This is a genomic window from Ralstonia nicotianae (assembly GCF_018243235.1).
GTDB lineage: Bacteria > Pseudomonadota > Gammaproteobacteria > Burkholderiales > Burkholderiaceae > Ralstonia > Ralstonia nicotianae.
In genome coordinates this window covers 2,042,947-2,059,159 of record NZ_CP046674.1, presented here as the reverse complement: position 1 = coordinate 2,059,159, position 16,213 = coordinate 2,042,947, and the positions used below count along the sequence as shown (strand labels likewise).

General features: G+C 66.3%; 17 protein-coding genes. 13 read left to right on the top strand and 4 right to left on the bottom strand.

All coding sequences use genetic code 11. The features are described 5' to 3' along the window. Positions 1-10: 10 nt before the first annotated feature. From lpxD to GO999_RS09275, 6 genes are read left to right on the top strand one after another with little or no spacing between them, the layout of a single operon-like run. Positions 11-1,081 carry a UDP-3-O-(3-hydroxymyristoyl)glucosamine N-acyltransferase gene (gene lpxD / locus GO999_RS09300; RefSeq protein WP_016722002.1) on the top strand — a complete coding sequence of 357 codons (1,071 nt, stop codon included), beginning with the start codon at positions 11-13 and terminating at the stop codon, positions 1,079-1,081. Further along, positions 1,078-1,572 carry a 3-hydroxyacyl-ACP dehydratase FabZ gene (gene fabZ, locus GO999_RS09295; RefSeq protein WP_011001364.1) on the top strand — a complete coding sequence of 165 codons (495 nt, stop codon included), beginning with the start codon at positions 1,078-1,080 and terminating at the stop codon, positions 1,570-1,572. The genes lpxD and fabZ overlap by 4 nt, the downstream gene beginning before the upstream one ends. Further along, positions 1,569-2,384: an acyl-ACP--UDP-N-acetylglucosamine O-acyltransferase gene (gene lpxA, locus GO999_RS09290; protein WP_011001365.1), complete on the top strand. Its 816-nt coding sequence runs from the start codon at positions 1,569-1,571 to the stop codon at positions 2,382-2,384. Before fabZ ends, lpxA begins: the two co-directional genes overlap by 4 nt. Continuing rightward, on the top strand, positions 2,381-3,553 hold the full coding sequence (gene lpxB, locus GO999_RS09285) for a lipid-A-disaccharide synthase (protein ID WP_028860537.1): 1,173 nt from the start codon (positions 2,381-2,383) through the stop codon (positions 3,551-3,553). Before lpxA ends, lpxB begins: the two co-directional genes overlap by 4 nt. A gap of 4 nt (positions 3,554-3,557) precedes the next feature. Next, entirely contained in the window at positions 3,558-4,268 is a 711-nt protein-coding gene (gene rnhB, locus GO999_RS09280) for a ribonuclease HII (protein WP_011001367.1), read from the top strand. A gap of 19 nt (positions 4,269-4,287) precedes the next feature. Continuing rightward, complete coding sequence (locus GO999_RS09275) at positions 4,288-5,067, top strand: TrmH family RNA methyltransferase (protein WP_016721998.1); 780 nt, start codon at positions 4,288-4,290, stop codon at positions 5,065-5,067. Positions 5,068-5,380: 313 nt separating this feature from the next. Here GO999_RS09275 and ppsR read toward each other — a convergent pair whose 3' ends face one another. Further along, positions 5,381-6,220: a phosphoenolpyruvate synthetase regulatory kinase/phosphorylase PpsR gene (gene ppsR / locus GO999_RS09270; protein WP_011001369.1), complete on the bottom strand. Its 840-nt coding sequence runs from the start codon at positions 6,218-6,220 to the stop codon at positions 5,381-5,383. A 203-nt stretch (positions 6,221-6,423) separates the two neighbouring features. Here ppsR and ppsA point away from each other — a divergent pair, with 203 nt between their 5' ends. The 3 genes from ppsA (at position 6,424) to GO999_RS09255 (ending at position 10,337) form a co-directional block, all read left to right on the top strand. Then, entirely contained in the window at positions 6,424-8,811 is a 2,388-nt protein-coding gene (ppsA, locus tag GO999_RS09265; RefSeq protein WP_011001370.1) for a phosphoenolpyruvate synthase, read from the top strand. A gap of 146 nt (positions 8,812-8,957) precedes the next feature. Then, on the top strand, positions 8,958-9,386 hold the full coding sequence (locus GO999_RS09260; RefSeq protein ID WP_011001371.1) for an NfeD family protein: 429 nt from the start codon (positions 8,958-8,960) through the stop codon (positions 9,384-9,386). Positions 9,387-9,410: 24 nt separating this feature from the next. Further along, the gene (locus tag GO999_RS09255; RefSeq protein ID WP_020831944.1) at positions 9,411-10,337 is read left to right on the top strand and encodes an SPFH domain-containing protein; all 927 of its coding nucleotides are present in this window, start codon (positions 9,411-9,413) and stop codon (positions 10,335-10,337) included. A gap of 26 nt (positions 10,338-10,363) precedes the next feature. Here GO999_RS09255 and smpB read toward each other — a convergent pair whose 3' ends face one another. Next, a complete protein-coding gene (gene smpB / locus GO999_RS09250) occupies positions 10,364-10,810 on the bottom strand; it encodes an SsrA-binding protein SmpB (RefSeq protein ID WP_011001373.1) in 447 nt (148 codons plus the stop codon). A 121-nt stretch (positions 10,811-10,931) separates the two neighbouring features. On the opposite strand from smpB, the gene GO999_RS09245 reads away from it, so the two are divergent. The 3 genes from GO999_RS09245 (at position 10,932) to GO999_RS09235 (ending at position 12,876) form a co-directional block, all read left to right on the top strand. Further along, entirely contained in the window at positions 10,932-11,369 is a 438-nt protein-coding gene (locus tag GO999_RS09245; protein WP_011001374.1) for a type II toxin-antitoxin system RatA family toxin, read from the top strand. Continuing rightward, positions 11,356-11,712, top strand: coding sequence for an RnfH family protein (locus tag GO999_RS09240; protein WP_028853037.1), 357 nt, complete (start codon positions 11,356-11,358; stop codon positions 11,710-11,712). The genes GO999_RS09245 and GO999_RS09240 overlap by 14 nt, the downstream gene beginning before the upstream one ends. Before the next feature lie 72 nt (positions 11,713-11,784). Further along, a complete protein-coding gene (locus tag GO999_RS09235; protein ID WP_211906158.1) occupies positions 11,785-12,876 on the top strand; it encodes an IS630 family transposase in 1,092 nt (363 codons plus the stop codon). A gap of 10 nt (positions 12,877-12,886) precedes the next feature. Here the strand turns inward: GO999_RS09235 and GO999_RS09230 are convergent, their stop codons facing one another. Both GO999_RS09230 and GO999_RS09225 read right to left on the bottom strand, forming a co-directional pair. Beyond that, a complete protein-coding gene (locus GO999_RS09230) occupies positions 12,887-13,408 on the bottom strand; it encodes a DUF4124 domain-containing protein (RefSeq protein WP_016721995.1) in 522 nt (173 codons plus the stop codon). A gap of 154 nt (positions 13,409-13,562) precedes the next feature. Further along, complete coding sequence (locus GO999_RS09225) at positions 13,563-14,504, bottom strand: DMT family transporter (protein WP_011001377.1); 942 nt, start codon at positions 14,502-14,504, stop codon at positions 13,563-13,565. Between the two features lie 141 nt (positions 14,505-14,645). On the opposite strand from GO999_RS09225, the gene guaB reads away from it, so the two are divergent. Next, positions 14,646-16,109: an IMP dehydrogenase gene (gene guaB / locus GO999_RS09220; RefSeq protein ID WP_011001378.1), complete on the top strand. Its 1,464-nt coding sequence runs from the start codon at positions 14,646-14,648 to the stop codon at positions 16,107-16,109. Positions 16,110-16,213: the final 104 nt, after the last annotated feature.

The window sequence follows — 16,213 nt, the reverse complement described above, 5'->3', positions numbered from 1 at the left end:
GGGTGCCCCGATGTCGTTTTCGCTTGATGAACTCGCCGCGTCGCTCGGCGCGACCGTCCAGGGCGATGCCGGCCTGATCGTCAAGTCGATCGCGCCGCTGGATCAGGCCGGCGCCGATCAGCTCGCCTTCCTTTCCAATCCGCTGTACCTCAACCAGGCCGTGACCTCCGGCGCCGGCGCGATCATCGTATCGCCCCGCGACCTGGAGACGCTCACGGCCGAGGGCCATGCGGCGGGCCGCAACTGGCTCGTGGCCGCCAACCCGTATGCGGCCTTCGCACGCATTGCCCAGCGCTTCGCCGCGCTGGGCGCGCGGCCGGCGGCGGCCGGCATCCACCCCAGCGCCAGCGTGGGCGAGGGGGCCGTCGTGCCGGCGTCGTGCTCGATCGGCCCGAACGTCACGATCGAAGCCGGCGTGGTACTGGGCGAGCGCGTGCGGATCGCGGGCAACAGCTTTATCGGCGCGGACGCGCAGGTCGGCGACGACACGCTGCTCTACGCCAATGTCTCGATCTATCACGGCTGCGTGGTCGGCGCGCGTTGCATTCTGCATAGCGGCGTGGTGATCGGCGCGGACGGCTTCGGCTTCGCGCCCGATTTCGGCCCGCAGGGCGGCGAGTGGGTGAAGATTCCCCAGACCGGCCGGGCGATCGTCGGCGACGACGTGGAGATCGGCGCCAACACCGCCATCGACCGCGGCGCCATGGCCGATACCGTGGTCGAACAGGGTTGCAAGATCGACAACCAGGTGCAGATCGCGCACAACGTGCACGTGGGGGCGTACACCGTCATCGCGGGTTGTGCGGCCATCTCGGGCAGCACCAAGATCGGGCGCTACTGCATCATCGGCGGCGCGGCCAATTTCGCGGGCCACCTGACCATCGCCGATCGCGTGACCGTTTCGGGCGGCACGTCGATCACCAAGTCCATTCCCAAGCCTGGCCACTTCACCAGCGTCTTCCCGTTCATGCCCCACGCGGATTGGGAACGTAACGCGGCCATCCTCCGTGGCCTGACGCGCATGCGCGAACGGTTGCAACAACTGGAACAGCAGGTCAAGCATCTGCAGCAATCATCATGACCGAACCCTCTGCCGCGACGACGAGCCTCGTCAGCGATTTCAACATCAAGAAGATTCTCGAACTGCTGCCGCACCGCTATCCGATGCTGCTGGTCGATCGCGTGCTCGAGATGGAGCCGCGCAAGCGCATCAAGGCGATCAAGAACGTCACCTTCAACGAGCCGTTCTTCAACGGCCATTTCCCGGGCCATCCGGTGATGCCGGGCGTGTTGATGCTCGAAGCGCTGGCCCAGACCGCCGCGCTGCTGACCTTCGGCGAGTCCAATCACAAGCGCCAGGAAAACCAGCTCTACCTGTTCGTCAGCATCGATGGCGCGCGCTTCAAGCGCCAGGTCACGCCGGGCGATCAGCTGGTGTTGAACGCCGAGCTGCTGCGCTCCAAGAGCGGCATGTGGAAGTTCAAGGTGTTCGCGACCGTGGACGATGAAGTCGCGGCCGAGGCTGAGATCATGTGTGCCGTGCGCGAAGACAAGTCCAAGGGCGACGCATGACGCAAGTTCAGAAGATTCACCCGACCGCGGTGATCGACCCGCAGGCCGAACTGGCCCCGGATGTCGAGGTCGGCGCCTTTACCGTGATCGGCCCGAATGTGCGCATCGATTCGGGGACGCGCATCGGCCACCATACCGTGGTCGAGGGCTACACCACGCTGGGCCGCGACAACCAGATCGGCCACTTCGCGTCGGTGGGCGGGCGGCCGCAGGATATGAAGTACCGCGACGAGCCGACCCGGCTCATCGTCGGCGACCGCAACACCATCCGCGAATTCACCACGATCCATACCGGCACCGCGCAGGATGTCGGTATCACGTCCATCGGCGATGACAACTGGATCATGGCCTACGTGCACATCGCGCACGATTGCCGCATCGGCAACCACACGGTGTTCTCCAGCAACGCGCAGATCGCCGGCCACGTGGAAGTGGGCGATTGGGCAATCCTGGGCGGCATGTCGGGCGTGCACCAGTTCGTGCGCATCGGCGCGCACGCGATGCTGGGCGGTGCCTCGGCGCTGGTGCAGGATGTGCCGCCGTTCGTGATCGCCGCCAGCGACAAGGGCGGCAACAAGGCCGCGCCGCATGGCGTCAACGTCGTGGGCCTGCAGCGCCGCGGCTTTTCGGCCGAGCAGATCGCCGGCCTGCGCCAGGCCTACAAGCTGCTCTACAAGAGCGACCTGAGCTTCGACCAGGCCCAGGCCGAGATCGCCGCGCAGGTCGCGCAGACCGAAGATGCCCCGAGCCGCGAGGCGCTGCGCACCTTCGCCGACTTCATCGCCGCCACCAAGCGCGGCATCGTGCGTTGACGCAGCCGCCCGCCGCGCCGGCCCGCCGCATCGGCATGGCAGCCGGCGAGGCGTCCGGCGACCTGCTGGCCTCGCTGCTGCTCAAGGGGCTGCATGCCCGGCTGCCGCAGGATGTCGCCTACGAGGGCATCGGCGGCGCGCGCATGGCGGAGCAGGGCTTCGCATCGCACTGGCCGATGCACAAGCTGTCGGTCAACGGTTATGTCGAGGTGCTCGGCCAGCTGCGCGAGATTCTCGCCATCCGGCGCGAACTGAAGCAGAACCTGCTGGCCGATCCGCCGATGGCCTTCATCGGCGTGGATGCCCCCGATTTCAATTTCAACGTCGAGATCGCCATGCGGCGCGCGGGCGTGCCGGTGGTGCACTTCGTCAGCCCGTCGATCTGGGCATGGCGCGCCGGGCGCATCAAGACGATCGCGCGCGCGGTCGACCACATCCTCTGCCTGTTCCCGTTCGAGCCTGAGATCTACGCCAGGGCCGGGATTCCAGCCACCTACGTCGGCCATCCGCTGGCCGACGAGATTCCGCTGGAGCCGGACGTGGAGGGCGCGCGCAGTCGTCTCGGACTGCCGCTCGGCCGCAAGGTGGTGGCGGTGCTGCCGGGCAGCCGCAACTCCGAGGTCAAGCTGCTCGGGCCGACGCTGTTCGCCGCGATGGCGCGCATGCAGGCCGTCGAGCCGGACCTCGCCTTTGTGCTGCCGGCGGCCAACGCCATGCTGCGCGAACGGATCGACGCGATGCGCGCGGAGCACCCCGGCCTGCACCTGTGGGTGGTCGACGGGCAGTCGCACGCCGCGATGGAAGCGGCCGACGTGATCCTGCTCGCCAGCGGCACCGCGACGCTGGAGGCCGCGCTGTACAAGAAGCCGATGGTGATCACCTACAAGGTGCCCTGGCTGACCGCGCAGATCATGAAGCGCAAGGGCTACCTGCCGTACGTGGGCCTGCCGAACATCCTGTCGGGCCGCTTTGTCGTGCCCGAACTGCTGCAGGACGATGCGACACCCGAGGCGCTCGCTCGCGAGACGCTGCTGCAGCTCAGCGACCACGCCAACGCGGCGTTCCTGCGCGAGCACTTCACGCAGATGCACCTGACGCTCAAGCAGAACATGGCCGACATCGGCGCCCAGGTGGTGGTGGACCTGCTGCGCGGCCGCGGCAAACTCTGAGACCATGACGGCCGATTCCACCGAGATTCCGCAACTCGCGCTCCCGCTGTCGCAATCGCCGGCGGCGGGCAAGCGCGCACGCCGCATCCTGTGCGGCGTCGACGAGGCCGGGCGCGGGCCGCTGGCGGGGCCGGTGACGGCTGCCGCCGTGGTGCTCAATCCGCGCAAGCCGATCCAGGGGCTGGCCGACTCCAAGGTGCTGACCGCCAAAAAGCGTGAGGCGCTGTACGACGAGATCGTCGAGAAGGCGCTCGCGTGGCATGTGGCCGAAGCCACCGTCGAGGAGATCGATCGCATCAACATCCTGCATGCGACCATGCTGGCGATGCAGCGCGCCGTGCAGGGCGTCGCCGCGCAAGGGGTGCTGCCCGACCTGGTGCAGGTGGACGGCAACCGTTGTCCGCAGGTGGCGTTCGCGGTGGAGGCCATCGTCAAGGGCGATGCCCTGGTGCCTGCCATCTCGGCGGCATCGATCCTGGCCAAGGTGACGCGCGACCGCCAACTGGCGGCCCTGCACATCGCATTTCCGCAGTACGGCTTCGACGTACACGCCGGCTACGGCACGCCGCAGCACCTGGCCGCCATCGAACGGCACGGCGTGACGCCGCATCATCGCCGCTCGTTTGCCCCCGTGCGCCGCGCGCTGGATGGTGCGCCGCCCCCGGCCGGCGACGCCGTGCCGCAGACCGACGCCAAGACAGCGTGGGCCGACTGACCTTCCGCTCCTCCGCCCCGTGAAGCACATCACCTCCCGCGACAACGCGGTATTCAAGCATTTGAAGGCGCTGTCGGGCTCGACCCAGCAGCGTCGTCGCGCCGGGCAATCGGTCCTCGATGGCATCCACCTGGTGGCAGCCTACCTGGACGCGGGCCACGTGCCGGCGCAGTGCCTGGTCTCGGAGCGGCACCTGGCGCATCCCGAGGTGGCGCCGCTGCTCGCGCGCGTCGACCCGCAGGGCATCGTCCTGCTGGCCGACAGCCTGTTCGCGCAGCTGACGACGGTCGTCAACGGCATCGACCTGATGGCGCTGATCGAGACGCCCGAGGGCCATCTGCCGCATCGCATCGAGCACGATTGCGTGATCCTCGACGGCATCCAGGACGCCGGCAACGTCGGTTCGATCCTGCGCTGCGCGGCGGCCGCCGGCGTGCGCGATGTGTTCATGACCACCGGCTGCGCTTTCGCCTGGTCGGCCAAGACGCTGCGCGCGGCGATGGGCGCGCACTTCCATCTCAACGTCGTCGAGCATTGCACGTTCGAATCCGTGCATGCGCGCCTGCATGTGCCGCTGCTGGCGACCTCGTCGCATGCCCGGCACGCCGTGTTCGACATGCCGCTGAATACGCCGGTCGGCTGGGTGTTCGGCAACGAGGGGGCGGGCGTTTCGGAGCAGTGGCTGTCGGTGACGACGCCCATCTCGATTCCCCAGCCGGGCGGCATGGAATCACTCAACGTGGCTGCCGCCGCGGCCATTTGCCTGTTCGAGGCCGTGCGGCAGCGCCGCATGAACTGAACGTCTCCTTTATGGAATGGCCGCCACTTGGCGGTTTCAAATGCGGGGCGGTTCCGCATGGACTTTGCCGTTGAGCAGTGGGGCATTTGTGGCGGCGCATTGAGCGTTCCCGATAACCAGGCTCACGGAGGCCGCCATGCCGAATTCCGTCCTGGCGCAAGCAGGCGCTGGCCTACCTGACAACTCTCCGGCGGCCCGGGCGGCCGCGGACGGCAGCAACTGGGTGCGCTCCGGCCTGACGGCGGCGCGCGGCAAGCCAATGAAAACGGCCGGTGCAAGGCCGGCCGTTTTCGCTGCTTTGGGCGGGCGACGCTCAGTAGGCGTCGCGCTCCATCTTGATGTCCTGCAGGATGGTGGTGGCGATTTCTTCGATCGACTTGTGCGTGGACGAGAGCCACTTGATGCTCTCGCGGCGCATCAGCGTCTCCGCCTCGTTGACTTCGTAGCGGCAGTTCTCCAGCGCGGCGTATTTGCTGCCCGGGCGCCGTTCGTTGCGGATCTCGGACAGTCGCTGCGGGTCGATCGTCAGCCCGAAGATCTTGCTCTTGTACTCGTACAGCACCGTGGGCAGCTTGCCGCGCTCGAAATCGTCCGGAATCAGCGGGTAGTTGGCCGACTTCACGCCGTATTGCATTGCCAGGTAGAGGCTGGTCGGCGTCTTGCCGCTGCGCGACACCCCCACCAGGATGACATCCGCTTCGGCCAGGTTCTTGTGCGACTGGCCGTCGTCGTGCGCAAGTGAAAAATTGATCGCTTCGATGCGGTTCTTGTACGCCTCGGTGTCGGCGTTCTGGTGGAAGCGGCCGATGGCGTGGGAGGATTTCAGCCCCAGTTCGCGCTCGAGCGGCTCGATGAAGGTCTGGAACATGTCCAGGATGGTCGCGCGGGCCTGGTGCACGATCCGGTTGGCCTCGGCATCGACCAGCGTGGTGAAGACGATCGGCTTCATCCCTTCCACGTGGAACGCCTCGTTGATCTTGCTGACCGCCACGTGTGCTTTGTCCACGGTGTCCACGAACGGAATCCGCACCTGGCGGAATTTCATCTCGAACTGGGCCAGGATGGAGTGGCTGAAGGTTTCTGCGGTGATCCCGGTGCCATCCGACACGATGAATACAGTGCGGATGCCCGGCTTGGCGGCGAGGTCGGTCATCGAAACGAGGGGTTTTTTCCGGCACGCCGGCAGGAAATCGGGCGGCGGCACGGTAGAATAGCGGCGATCGTTTTGCTAAGCAATTCGGGCCGGCCTGCCAGACCCGCCTTCCGGATGATTTAGCTAAGCGATTCGCGCGGCCAGACGACAAGAACACAGCGCCGAGCGCATCCGACCGGTTTTCCACTTAGTAAGAGGCTTGTATGACCAACCTGTCGATGGACGGCGCCTACGTGCTGCCGTTCGAGCAATTGCGGATGACCGATGTCGAGGTCGTCGGCGGCAAGAACGCATCGCTGGGCGAGATGATCTCCCAACTGGACAGCGCCGGCGTGCGCGTTCCGGGCGGTTTTGCCACCACGGCACTGGCTTTCCGCGATTTCCTCCAGCACAACAACCTGACCGAGCGCATTTCCCAGCGCCTGGCCAGCCTGGACGTCGACGACGTCAAGGCGCTGGCCGCGGCCGGCAAGGAAATCCGCGAATGGGTCGCCACGGCGCCGTTCCAGTCGCGCCTGGAGCAGGAGATCCGCGAGCATTTCGAACGCGTCTCCAAGCGCGAGGGCGCCGAGGCCTCGTTCGCGGTGCGCTCGTCGGCCACGGCCGAAGACCTGCCGGACGCCTCGTTCGCCGGCCAGCAGGAGAGCTACCTCAACGTCTCCGGCATCGATGACGTGCTCGACAAGATCAAGCACGTGTTCGCCTCGCTGTACAACGACCGCGCTATCTCCTACCGCGTGCACAAGGGCTTCGCCCACGACGTGGTGGCGCTCTCCGCCGGCATCCAGCGCATGGTGCGCTCGGACTGCGGCGCGTCGGGCGTGATGTTCACGATCGACACCGAATCGGGCTTCCAGGACGTCGTCTTCATCACCTCCAGCTACGGCCTGGGCGAGACGGTGGTGCAGGGCGCGGTCAACCCGGACGAGTTCTACGTGTTCAAGCCGACGCTGGCCGCCGGCAAGTACCCGATCATCCGCCGCTCGATCGGCTCCAAGCTGATCAAGATGGAGTTCACGCAGGCCGGCGAGGAAGGCCGCGTCAAGACCGTCGACGTGCCGGGCGAGTTGCGCAACCGCTACTCGCTGGTCGACGAAGACGTGGTCGAGCTGGCCAAGTACGCCGTCATCATCGAGAAGCACTACGGTCGCCCGATGGACATCGAGTGGGGTAAGGACGGCAAGGACGGCAAGATCTACATCCTGCAGGCCCGCCCCGAGACGGTGAAGAGCCAGTCGGTCGGCAAGGTCGAGCAGCGCTTCCGCCTGAAGGGCTCGGCGCCGGTGCTGACCACCGGCCGCGCGATCGGCCAGAAGATCGGTACGGGCCCCGTGCGCGTGATCAACGATCCGGCCGAAATGGAGCGCGTGCAGCCGGGCGACGTGCTGGTCGCCGACATGACCGACCCGAACTGGGAGCCGGTGATGAAGCGCGCCTCGGCCATCGTCACCAACCGTGGCGGCCGCACCTGTCACGCCGCCATCATCGCGCGTGAGCTGGGCGTGCCGGCCGTGGTCGGCTGCGGCGACGCCACCGACCTGCTGAAGGACGGCACGCTGGTCACCGTGTCCTGCGCCGAGGGCGACGAAGGCAAGATCTACGACGGCCTGCTCGAGACGGAAATCACCGAAGTGCGCCGCGGCGAGATGCCGCCGATCGACGTCAAGATCATGATGAACGTCGGCAACCCGCAGCTGGCCTTCGAGTTCGCGCAGATCCCGAACGGCGGCGTGGGCCTGGCCCGCCTCGAGTTCATCATCAACAACAACATCGGCGTCCACCCGAAGGCGATCCTCGACTACCCGCAAGTCGACAGCGACCTGAAGAAGGCCGTGGAAAGCGTGGCCCGCGGCCATGCCAGCCCGCGCGCGTTCTACGTCGACAAGCTGGCCGAGGGCATTGCGACCATCGCCGCCGCGTTCTATCCGAAGCCCGTGATCGTGCGCCTGTCCGACTTCAAGTCGAACGAGTACAAGAAGCTGATCGGCGGTTCGCGCTACGAGCCGGACGAAGAGAACCCCATGCTGGGCTTCCGCGGCGCCTCGCGTTACATCGCCGAAGACTTCGCCGAGGCCTTCGAGATGGAGTGCCGCGCCATGAAGCGCGTGCGCGAAGAGATGGGCCTGACCAACGTCGAGATCATGGTGCCGTTCGTGCGCACGCTGGGCCAGGCCGCCATGGTGGTCGACCTGCTGGGCAAGTACGGCCTGAAGCGCGGCGAGAACGACCTGCGCCTGATCATGATGTGCGAAGTGCCGTCCAATGCGATCCTGGCCAAGGAGTTCCTGGAGTATTTCGACGGCTTCTCGATCGGCTCGAACGACCTGACGCAGCTGACGCTGGGCCTGGACCGCGACTCCGGCATGGAGCTGCTCGCCAGGGATTTCGACGAGCGCGATCCGGCGGTCAAGTTCATGCTGTCGCGCGCCATCTCGACCGCGAAGTCGATGGGCAAGTATGTCGGCATCTGCGGCCAGGGCCCGTCCGACCACCCGGACTTTGCCGAGTGGCTGGCCAAGGAAGGCATCTCGTCCATCTCGCTGAACCCGGATTCGGTGATCGACACCTGGCAGAAGCTGGGTTCGGCCTGATCCCGCTGTAAAAGCGGCGCGCGCCCCGGCGGGTGCGCGCCGACAAAAACGCGAAGTGCCCGGTGGCGTCCAACGCTGGCGGGGGCGGAGCGATCAGCCCCCGCTGACGTGTATCGTCGCGGGGGTTTTTTGTTGGGAGAGGGTGCATGTCGGCGCAAGAGATCGTCTGGTTCACGCTGGCGGTGTTGCTCGTCATTGGTGAGCTGATGACGGGAACGTTCTACCTGCTGATGGTGGCCATCGGGCTGCTGGCGGGCGGCTTGGCCGCCCTGGCCGGGCTGGGGTTCCCGGTGCAGGCCGTCCTGGCCGCGCTGGTTGCCGTGATCGGCATCGCCGGGCTGTGGCGCACGCGCTTCGGCCATGCCGCGCGCGAGAATGCCGCCCGCAATCGCAACGTCAACCTGGATATCGGCGAGATGCTGCGCGTCGATGCGTGGTCGCCCGAGCGGCGCGCGCGCGTGCAGTACCGCGGCGCCGAATGGGACGTCGAACTGGCGCCGCCGGCACCGGCCACCGGCGGCGAATTCCGTATCGTCGAGGTGCGTGGCAACGTGCTGGTCGTCGCACCCAAATAGTCTTTTCCATCGACCGGAGGTTTTATGTTCGAGCTGGGGACTCTCGCGCTCATCGTCCTGTTTGCCGCCATCGTACTGATCGCGCAGAGCATCAAGATCGTGCCGCAGCAGCACGCGTGGATCCTGGAGCGGCTGGGCAAGTACCACGCGACGCTGTCGCCGGGGCTCAATATCGTGCTGCCGTTCGTCGACCGGGTGGCTTACAAGCACGTGCTCAAGGAGATCCCGCTGGATGTGCCGAGCCAGGTCTGCATCACCAAGGACAACACGCAGCTGCAGGTCGACGGCATCCTGTACTTCCAGGTGACCGACCCGATGCGCGCTTCGTACGGCTCGAGCAACTTCGTCATCGCCATCACGCAGCTCGCGCAGACCACGTTGCGCTCGGTGGTCGGCAAGCTGGAGCTGGATAAGACCTTCGAGGAGCGCGAGTTCATCAACCACAGCGTGGTCAATGCGCTGGACGAGGCGGCCTCCAACTGGGGCGTGAAGGTGCTGCGCTACGAGATCAAGGACCTGACGCCGCCCAAGGAGATCCTGCACGCGATGCAGGCGCAGATCACCGCCGAGCGCGAGAAGCGCGCCCTGATCGCGGCATCCGAAGGCAAGCGCCAGGAGCAGATCAACTTGGCCGCCGGCGCCCGCGAGGCCGCGATCCAGAAATCCGAAGGGGAGAAGCAGGCCGCCATCAACCGGGCCCAGGGCGAAGCGGCAGCCATCCTGGCGGTGGCCGAGGCCAACGCGCAGGCGATCCAGAAGGTCGGTCACGCCATCCGCACCGAAGGCGGCATCGACGCGGTCAACCTGAAGGTGGCCGAGGAATACGTGTCGGCGTTCGGCAATCTGGCCAAGCAGGGCAACACGCTGATCGTGCCCGGCAACCTGGGCGACCTGAGCACGATGATCGCGTCGGCGCTGCAGATCGTGAAGCAGCAGCGGCCGAACGCGTAGCGATGCGATGAGGCGCGCGAGGCGGGTCAGGCCTTCTCGCGCATGAGCCGCGCCTTCTCGCGCTGCCAGTCGCGGTCCTTCTCGGTCTCGCGCTTGTCGTAGAGCTTCTTGCCCTTGGCCAGGCCGATCTCGCACTTCACGCGGCCGCGCGCATAGTGCAGGTTGAGCGGCACGAGCGTATAGCCGCGCTGCTCGACCTTGCCGATCAGCTTCTTGATCTCTTCGGCGTGCAGCAGCAGCTTGCGGGTGCGCGTCGGGTCGGGCTTGACGTGCGTGGAGGCGGATTGCAGCGGGCTGATGTGTGCCCCGATCAGGAACAGCTCGGCGTCGCGAATGACGACGTAGCCTTCCTTGATCTGCACGCGGCCGGCGCGGATGGCCTTCACCTCCCAGCCTTCGAGTGCGATGCCCGCCTCATAGCGCTCTTCGACGAAGTAATCGAAAAAGGCTTTCTTGTTGTCGGCGATGGTCATACTGGGATGTGGCGGTTAGCGCGTGGGATGCGCTGCGATAAAATGGCGAGTTTAACAAATCCGCCGCAGGCCCAAGCGGGCCAACGACAGGAATGCGGTGGGAAACGCTTTCGGATGGCGCATGGCAGACGTTGAGAAAACGGTGTTGATCGGTTACTCGGCCGAACGGATGTTCGACCTGGTCACCAACGTCAAGGACTATCCGGACTTCCTGCCATGGTGCGGTGGCGTGGAAATCTACGAGCAGAGCGACACCTCGCTCGATGCCCGCGTGGACATCGCCTTCAAGGGCATCCACCAGTATTTCCGCACGCGCAACACGCAGATGCGCCCTAGCCGCATCGATATGACGTTCGCCGACGGACCTTTCAAGGCCTTCACCGGCTTCTGGCAATTCACGCCGCTGCGCGCCGATGCGTGCAAGATCAACTTCCACCTGCATTACGAGTTTTCCAGCGTCATCCTGGAAAAGCTGATCGGCCCGGTGTTCAGCATGATCGCCAACACCTTCGTCGATTCCTTCGTCAAGCGCGCCGAGGCTGTCTATGGCGAATCCTGAGCGGATCGACGTGATGGTGTGCCTGGCGACGGTCACGCCGCCGAAACTGGTGCAGGTGCAGGTGAGCGCCACGGCGACGGTGGCCGACGCCGTGCGCGCGTCCGGCTTGCTGGAGGAGGTGGGCCTGTCGATCGACGCCTGCAGGCTGGGTGTCTACGGCAAGCGCAAGGCGCCCGATGCGCTGCTGCACGCGCACGACCGGGTGGAGATCACCGGCCCGCTGATCGCCGACCCGAAGACCGCGCGCCGGCGCCGCGTGCGGCGCGTGCGCGCGACGGGCACTCGCGAGGGGTTGAAGTGGCTGCGCAACGAGGCGCCGCCGGAAGACGACGTGGCCGGCTAGTGTCCTGTTCCGTTAATACATGGCATATGTATTGCGTTGGCGTTTGGTATCGTTTGGACAGGAGATACCGACATGCCAATGGGGCGACCGAAGGCCGATCTGGTCCTGAGCGAGGATGAGCGTGCGCAACTGAGTTCGATGGCGCGCTCGCGCTCCATTCCTGCAGCGCTCTCGATGCGCGCGCGCATCGTGCTCGCGGCGGCCGATGGTGCGCCCAACAGTGAGATCGCCGAGCGGCTGCAACTGACCCGAGCCACTGCCGGCAAGTGGCGGCGCCGCTTCATCGAACGACGCATCAACGGGCTGTACGACGAATTGCGACCTGGTAAGCCGCGCAGCATCGATGACGAGCGCGTGGCTGATCTGATCAACAAGACGCTGCATACTAAACCCGCCAACGGGGCCACGCACTGGAGTGTGCGCAGCATCGCGGCCGAGACTGCGATCTCGCCCACGAGCGTTCATCGCTACTTCAAGCTTCTGGGACTGCAGCCACATCGTACCGAGTCGTTCAAGCTGTCCACCGATCCATTCTTCATCGAGAAGCTGCGCGATGTGGTTGGGCTGTACCTGAACCCGCCCGAGAACGCGCTGGTGCTGTGCGTGGATGAGAAAAGCCAGTGCCAAGCGCTGGAGCGCACGCAGCCGCTGCTGCCGATGGGTTTCGGCTACGTCGAAGGCGTCACCCACGACTACGTGCGGCATGGGACCACGACCTTGTTCGCGGCCTTGAACGTCCTCAATGGCGCCGTCCTGGCCGAGTGCAAGCCGCGCCATCGGCATCAGGAGTTCCTGGCGTTCCTGCGCTCCATCGACAAGGCCGTCCCGGCCGAGCTGGATGTGCATTGCATTGTCGACAACTACGCCAGCCACAAGCACCCGAAGGTCAAGGCCTGGCTGGCCGCCCGGCCGCGCTGGCACATGCATTTCATCCCGACCTACAGCTCCTGGCTGAACCAGGTCGAGCGCTTCTTCTCAATCATCACCGACAAAGCCATTCGTCGCGGCTCGTTCGCCTCGGTCAAGGAGTTGGTCGTGAAGATCGATCACTTCGTCACTCGCTACAACCAAAGCTGCAAACCATTCATGTGGACTGCCACCGCTGACTCGATCCTCACCAAGCTCAACAGACTTTGTGAACGAATCAGTGGAACAGGACACTAGCGGCCCGGCCTCAGCTGCAGTTCGCGCTCAGATCGGTCTGATTGCGTTGGATGGCGGCGGCGCGCTGAGCGTCATCCATATAGGAGAGCGTGCCGTCCGCCTGCGGCGTGGCATAGCGGCGGCCGCCCTGCAGGTACGTGGTTTCGTTGCGCAGGCGCTCGCAGTCGGCCTGGCGGCGCTGGGCCTGCTCGGCCTTCTGCGAGTCTTCCTGCTCGCGCTTTGCGCGATCGGCCAGGCGCTTGCGCAGTTCGGCGTCAGGGTCGGGGGCGGCTTGGCCTGGTTTGGCAGGCGCCTTCGGATCGGCGGCCTTCACGCCGGAGGCCGGCGTGGGCAGGGCTTCGTACGCCGTGGTCATCTGCCCGTTCGGATTGCGGATGATGCGGCTCGGCGGGATGGATGGCGGCGGCGCCACGTCGCTGTAGACCATCTGGCCTTTCTCGTCGCGCCATTGCCAGGCCCATTGTGCGTGGACGGGGCAGGCGAGGGCGATGAGGGCGGCGGTAGCCGGCAGCAGGACGTGCAGTCGTTTCATGAAGGTCTCGTTCGATGGCCTGCCGATGGCGCGCTGGCCGACCCGACGACGGCCCCTTGACGCGCACGGAGGCCCGGCGGCGTGATCGCCGCTCGTTGATCTAGGCGACGGCCGGATCCGGCCTGTCGACTCGCCCCCCGGCAAGACGTCCAGTTTAGGCAGAGTTGTCGTCGGCGTGCAAGCGTACCGACCAGCCGACACCCACGATCAGCAAGGCAATCGCCGCCATTTCGAGCGGCCGGGGCCAGCGGTGGTCGTACACGAAGCCGTACGCCAGCGCGAACAGTGTCTCGAACACGATCATCTGGCCCGACAGCGTCAGCGGCAGGCGTCGGGCGGCGATGTTCCACAGGTTGTTGCCGATCAGCGACGCTCCCAGGGCCACTGCGGCATTGACGGCCCAGAAGGTGGTCCAGACTCGTCCGCCGCCTTCCGCCCAGCCGGTGCCGGCGGCCAGCACCGCCGCCGCGGTCAGCGCGGCCGACAGCGCGCCGGTCGAGATGCCGTACAGCGCCGACCACTCGTTGCTGGAGAAGTGCGGGTTGCGCTGCAGGTGGCGGGCGTTGTCGATGGCGTACCAGGTCCAGCTGCACAGTGCGCCCGCCGCGCAGGCGATGCCGGCGATGCGCGACCAGATCGGGTGGGCGTCGCCGGCGGCAACGGCGTCGTGGCTGAACAGGTCGATGTTGATGCAGGCGATGCCGGCCGCCACCACCAGCAGCGGCCAGGCCAGGCGCGACAGCGGCACCGCCCCGTGGTCGCGTCGACCGAGCACGGTCACGGTGATGGGCAGCACGCCGATGATCAGCGAGACGGGGGCGACGCCGGCCAGTTGCACGCCGAAGGCCAGCAGGACGTAGTAGACGAGGTTGCCGCTGCAGGCCTGTCGCATCAACGCCAGGCAGTCGGCACGGGTGAGTTTGCGGGCGATGCGCGGGAGGATGGGTGCGGCCGCGAGCGCGGCGATGGCACCGTAGGCCAGGTAGCGGCCCAGTGCCAGCTCCCACGGGGAGAATGCGGGCAGGGCGCGCGGCGCGATGAAGACCATGCCCCACATGGCGCCGGCCAGCAGGGCGCACAGGACGCCAATTCCCATTCGAACACTCGTTGACGGAGAGCCACGCCGCCGCCAACGGATGCGCCGGTGTGCGAAGAAAAATTTATCAAGCATAGCATGGTCATAACCAAACGTGGCGAGATTCCCGTATAATCCGATTTTGCGCCTAGAGGATTCGCTATGCGTCTTGTCCAGAAAGCACTCACGTTCGATGATGTGCTGCTCGTCCCGGCCTACTCGGCCGTTCTTCCCCGCGATACGTCGCTTCGCACCAAACTCACCCGCACGATCGAGCTCGCTATTCCGCTGGTGTCCGCCGCCATGGACACCGTCACGGAAGCGCGCCTGGCCATCGCCATGGCGCAGCAGGGCGGCATCGGCATCGTTCACAAGAACCTGAAGCCGGAAGAGCAGGCGCGCGAGGTCGCCAAGGTCAAGCGCTTCGAGTCGGGCGTGCTGCGCGACCCGATCACCATCGGCCCGGACATGAAGGTCCGTGACGTGATGGCGCTGTCGGCGCAGCATGGCATCTCGGGCTTCCCGGTGCTGGAAGGCAACAAGGTGGTGGGCATCATCACCAACCGCGACCTGCGCTTCGAAGAAGAGCTGGACGCGCCGGTGCGCGCCAAGATGACGCCGGGCGAGAAGCTCGTCACCGTCAGGGAAGGCGCCTCGCTGGAAGAGGCCAAGCGCCTGATGAACAAGCACCGCCTGGAACGCGTGCTGGTGGTCGACGGCAATTTCGAGCTGCGCGGCCTCATCACCGTCAAGGACATCCAGAAGGCCACCGAGCATCCGCTGGCCTCCAAGGACGAGCGCGGCTCGCTGCGCGTCGGCGCGGCGGTGGGCGTGGGCCCGGACAATGACCTGCGCGTCGACCTGCTGGTCAAGGCCGGCGTGGACGTGATCGTGGTCGATACCGCGCACGGCCACAGCCAGGGCGTGCTGAGCCGCGTGCGCTGGATCAAGGACAAATACCCGCAGGTGCAGGTGATCGGCGGCAACATCGCCACGGCCGAAGCCGCGAAGGCGCTGGTCGACCACGGCGCGGACGGCGTCAAGGTCGGCATCGGCCCGGGCTCGATCTGCACGACGCGGATCGTCGCCGGCGTGGGCGTGCCGCAGATCAGCGCGGTGTCCAACGTGGCCGAGGCGCTCAAGAACACCGGCGTGCCCCTGGTGGCCGACGGCGGCGTGCGCTACTCGGGCGACATCGCCAAGGCACTGGCGGCTGGCGCGCACACCGTGATGATGGGCGGCATGTTTGCCGGCACCGAAGAGGCGCCGGGCGAGGTGTTCCTGTACCAGGGGCGCTCGTACAAGAGCTACCGCGGTATGGGTTCGGTGGGCGCCATGAAGGACGGCGCGGCCGACCGCTACTTCCAGGAAGACAACACCGCCAACGTCGACAAGCTGGTGCCGGAAGGCATCGAGGGCCGCGTCCCATACAAGGGCTCGGTGCTACCGATCGTCCATCAGCTCACCGGCGGCATCCGCTCGTCGATGGGCTACTGCGGCTGCGCGTCGATCGCCGAATGGCACGAGAAGAGCCAGTTCGTCCAGATCACCGCCGCCGGCATGCGCGAATCGCACGTGCACGACGTGCAGATCACGAAGGAAGCGCCGAACTATCACCTCGACTGACCGGCGCTCCGGTCATCGCACCCGCGATAGAAGGCACGCAGTACTGGCGCCGGGGCGCGGACGCTCCGGCGGCGTTCAATCCGGTGGCCGGCGCACGGGGCGGC

What these genes read in the sequence shown, in the direction of transcription:
- GO999_RS09235 (WP_211906158.1), top strand. Translation starts at nt 11,785, where the DNA reads ATGCCAATGGGGCGACCGAAGGCCGATCTGGTCCTGAGCGAGGATGAG.
- GO999_RS09260 (WP_011001371.1), top strand. Translation starts at nt 8,958, where the DNA reads ATGTCGGCGCAAGAGATCGTCTGGTTCACGCTGGCGGTGTTGCTCGTC.
- rnhB (WP_011001367.1), top strand. Translation starts at nt 3,558, where the DNA reads ATGACGGCCGATTCCACCGAGATTCCGCAACTCGCGCTCCCGCTGTCG.
- GO999_RS09255 (WP_020831944.1), top strand. Translation starts at nt 9,411, where the DNA reads ATGTTCGAGCTGGGGACTCTCGCGCTCATCGTCCTGTTTGCCGCCATC.
- GO999_RS09230 (WP_016721995.1), bottom strand. Translation starts at nt 13,408, where the DNA reads ATGAAACGACTGCACGTCCTGCTGCCGGCTACCGCCGCCCTCATCGCC.
- smpB (WP_011001373.1), bottom strand. Translation starts at nt 10,810, where the DNA reads ATGACCATCGCCGACAACAAGAAAGCCTTTTTCGATTACTTCGTCGAA.
- GO999_RS09225 (WP_011001377.1), bottom strand. Translation starts at nt 14,504, where the DNA reads ATGGGAATTGGCGTCCTGTGCGCCCTGCTGGCCGGCGCCATGTGGGGC.
- ppsA (WP_011001370.1), top strand. Translation starts at nt 6,424, where the DNA reads ATGACCAACCTGTCGATGGACGGCGCCTACGTGCTGCCGTTCGAGCAA.
- ppsR (WP_011001369.1), bottom strand. Translation starts at nt 6,220, where the DNA reads ATGACCGACCTCGCCGCCAAGCCGGGCATCCGCACTGTATTCATCGTG.
- lpxA (WP_011001365.1), top strand. Translation starts at nt 1,569, where the DNA reads ATGACGCAAGTTCAGAAGATTCACCCGACCGCGGTGATCGACCCGCAG.
- guaB (WP_011001378.1), top strand. Translation starts at nt 14,646, where the DNA reads ATGCGTCTTGTCCAGAAAGCACTCACGTTCGATGATGTGCTGCTCGTC.
- GO999_RS09245 (WP_011001374.1), top strand. Translation starts at nt 10,932, where the DNA reads ATGGCAGACGTTGAGAAAACGGTGTTGATCGGTTACTCGGCCGAACGG.
- GO999_RS09240 (WP_028853037.1), top strand. Translation starts at nt 11,356, where the DNA reads ATGGCGAATCCTGAGCGGATCGACGTGATGGTGTGCCTGGCGACGGTC.
- fabZ (WP_011001364.1), top strand. Translation starts at nt 1,078, where the DNA reads ATGACCGAACCCTCTGCCGCGACGACGAGCCTCGTCAGCGATTTCAAC.
- lpxD (WP_016722002.1), top strand. Translation starts at nt 11, where the DNA reads ATGTCGTTTTCGCTTGATGAACTCGCCGCGTCGCTCGGCGCGACCGTC.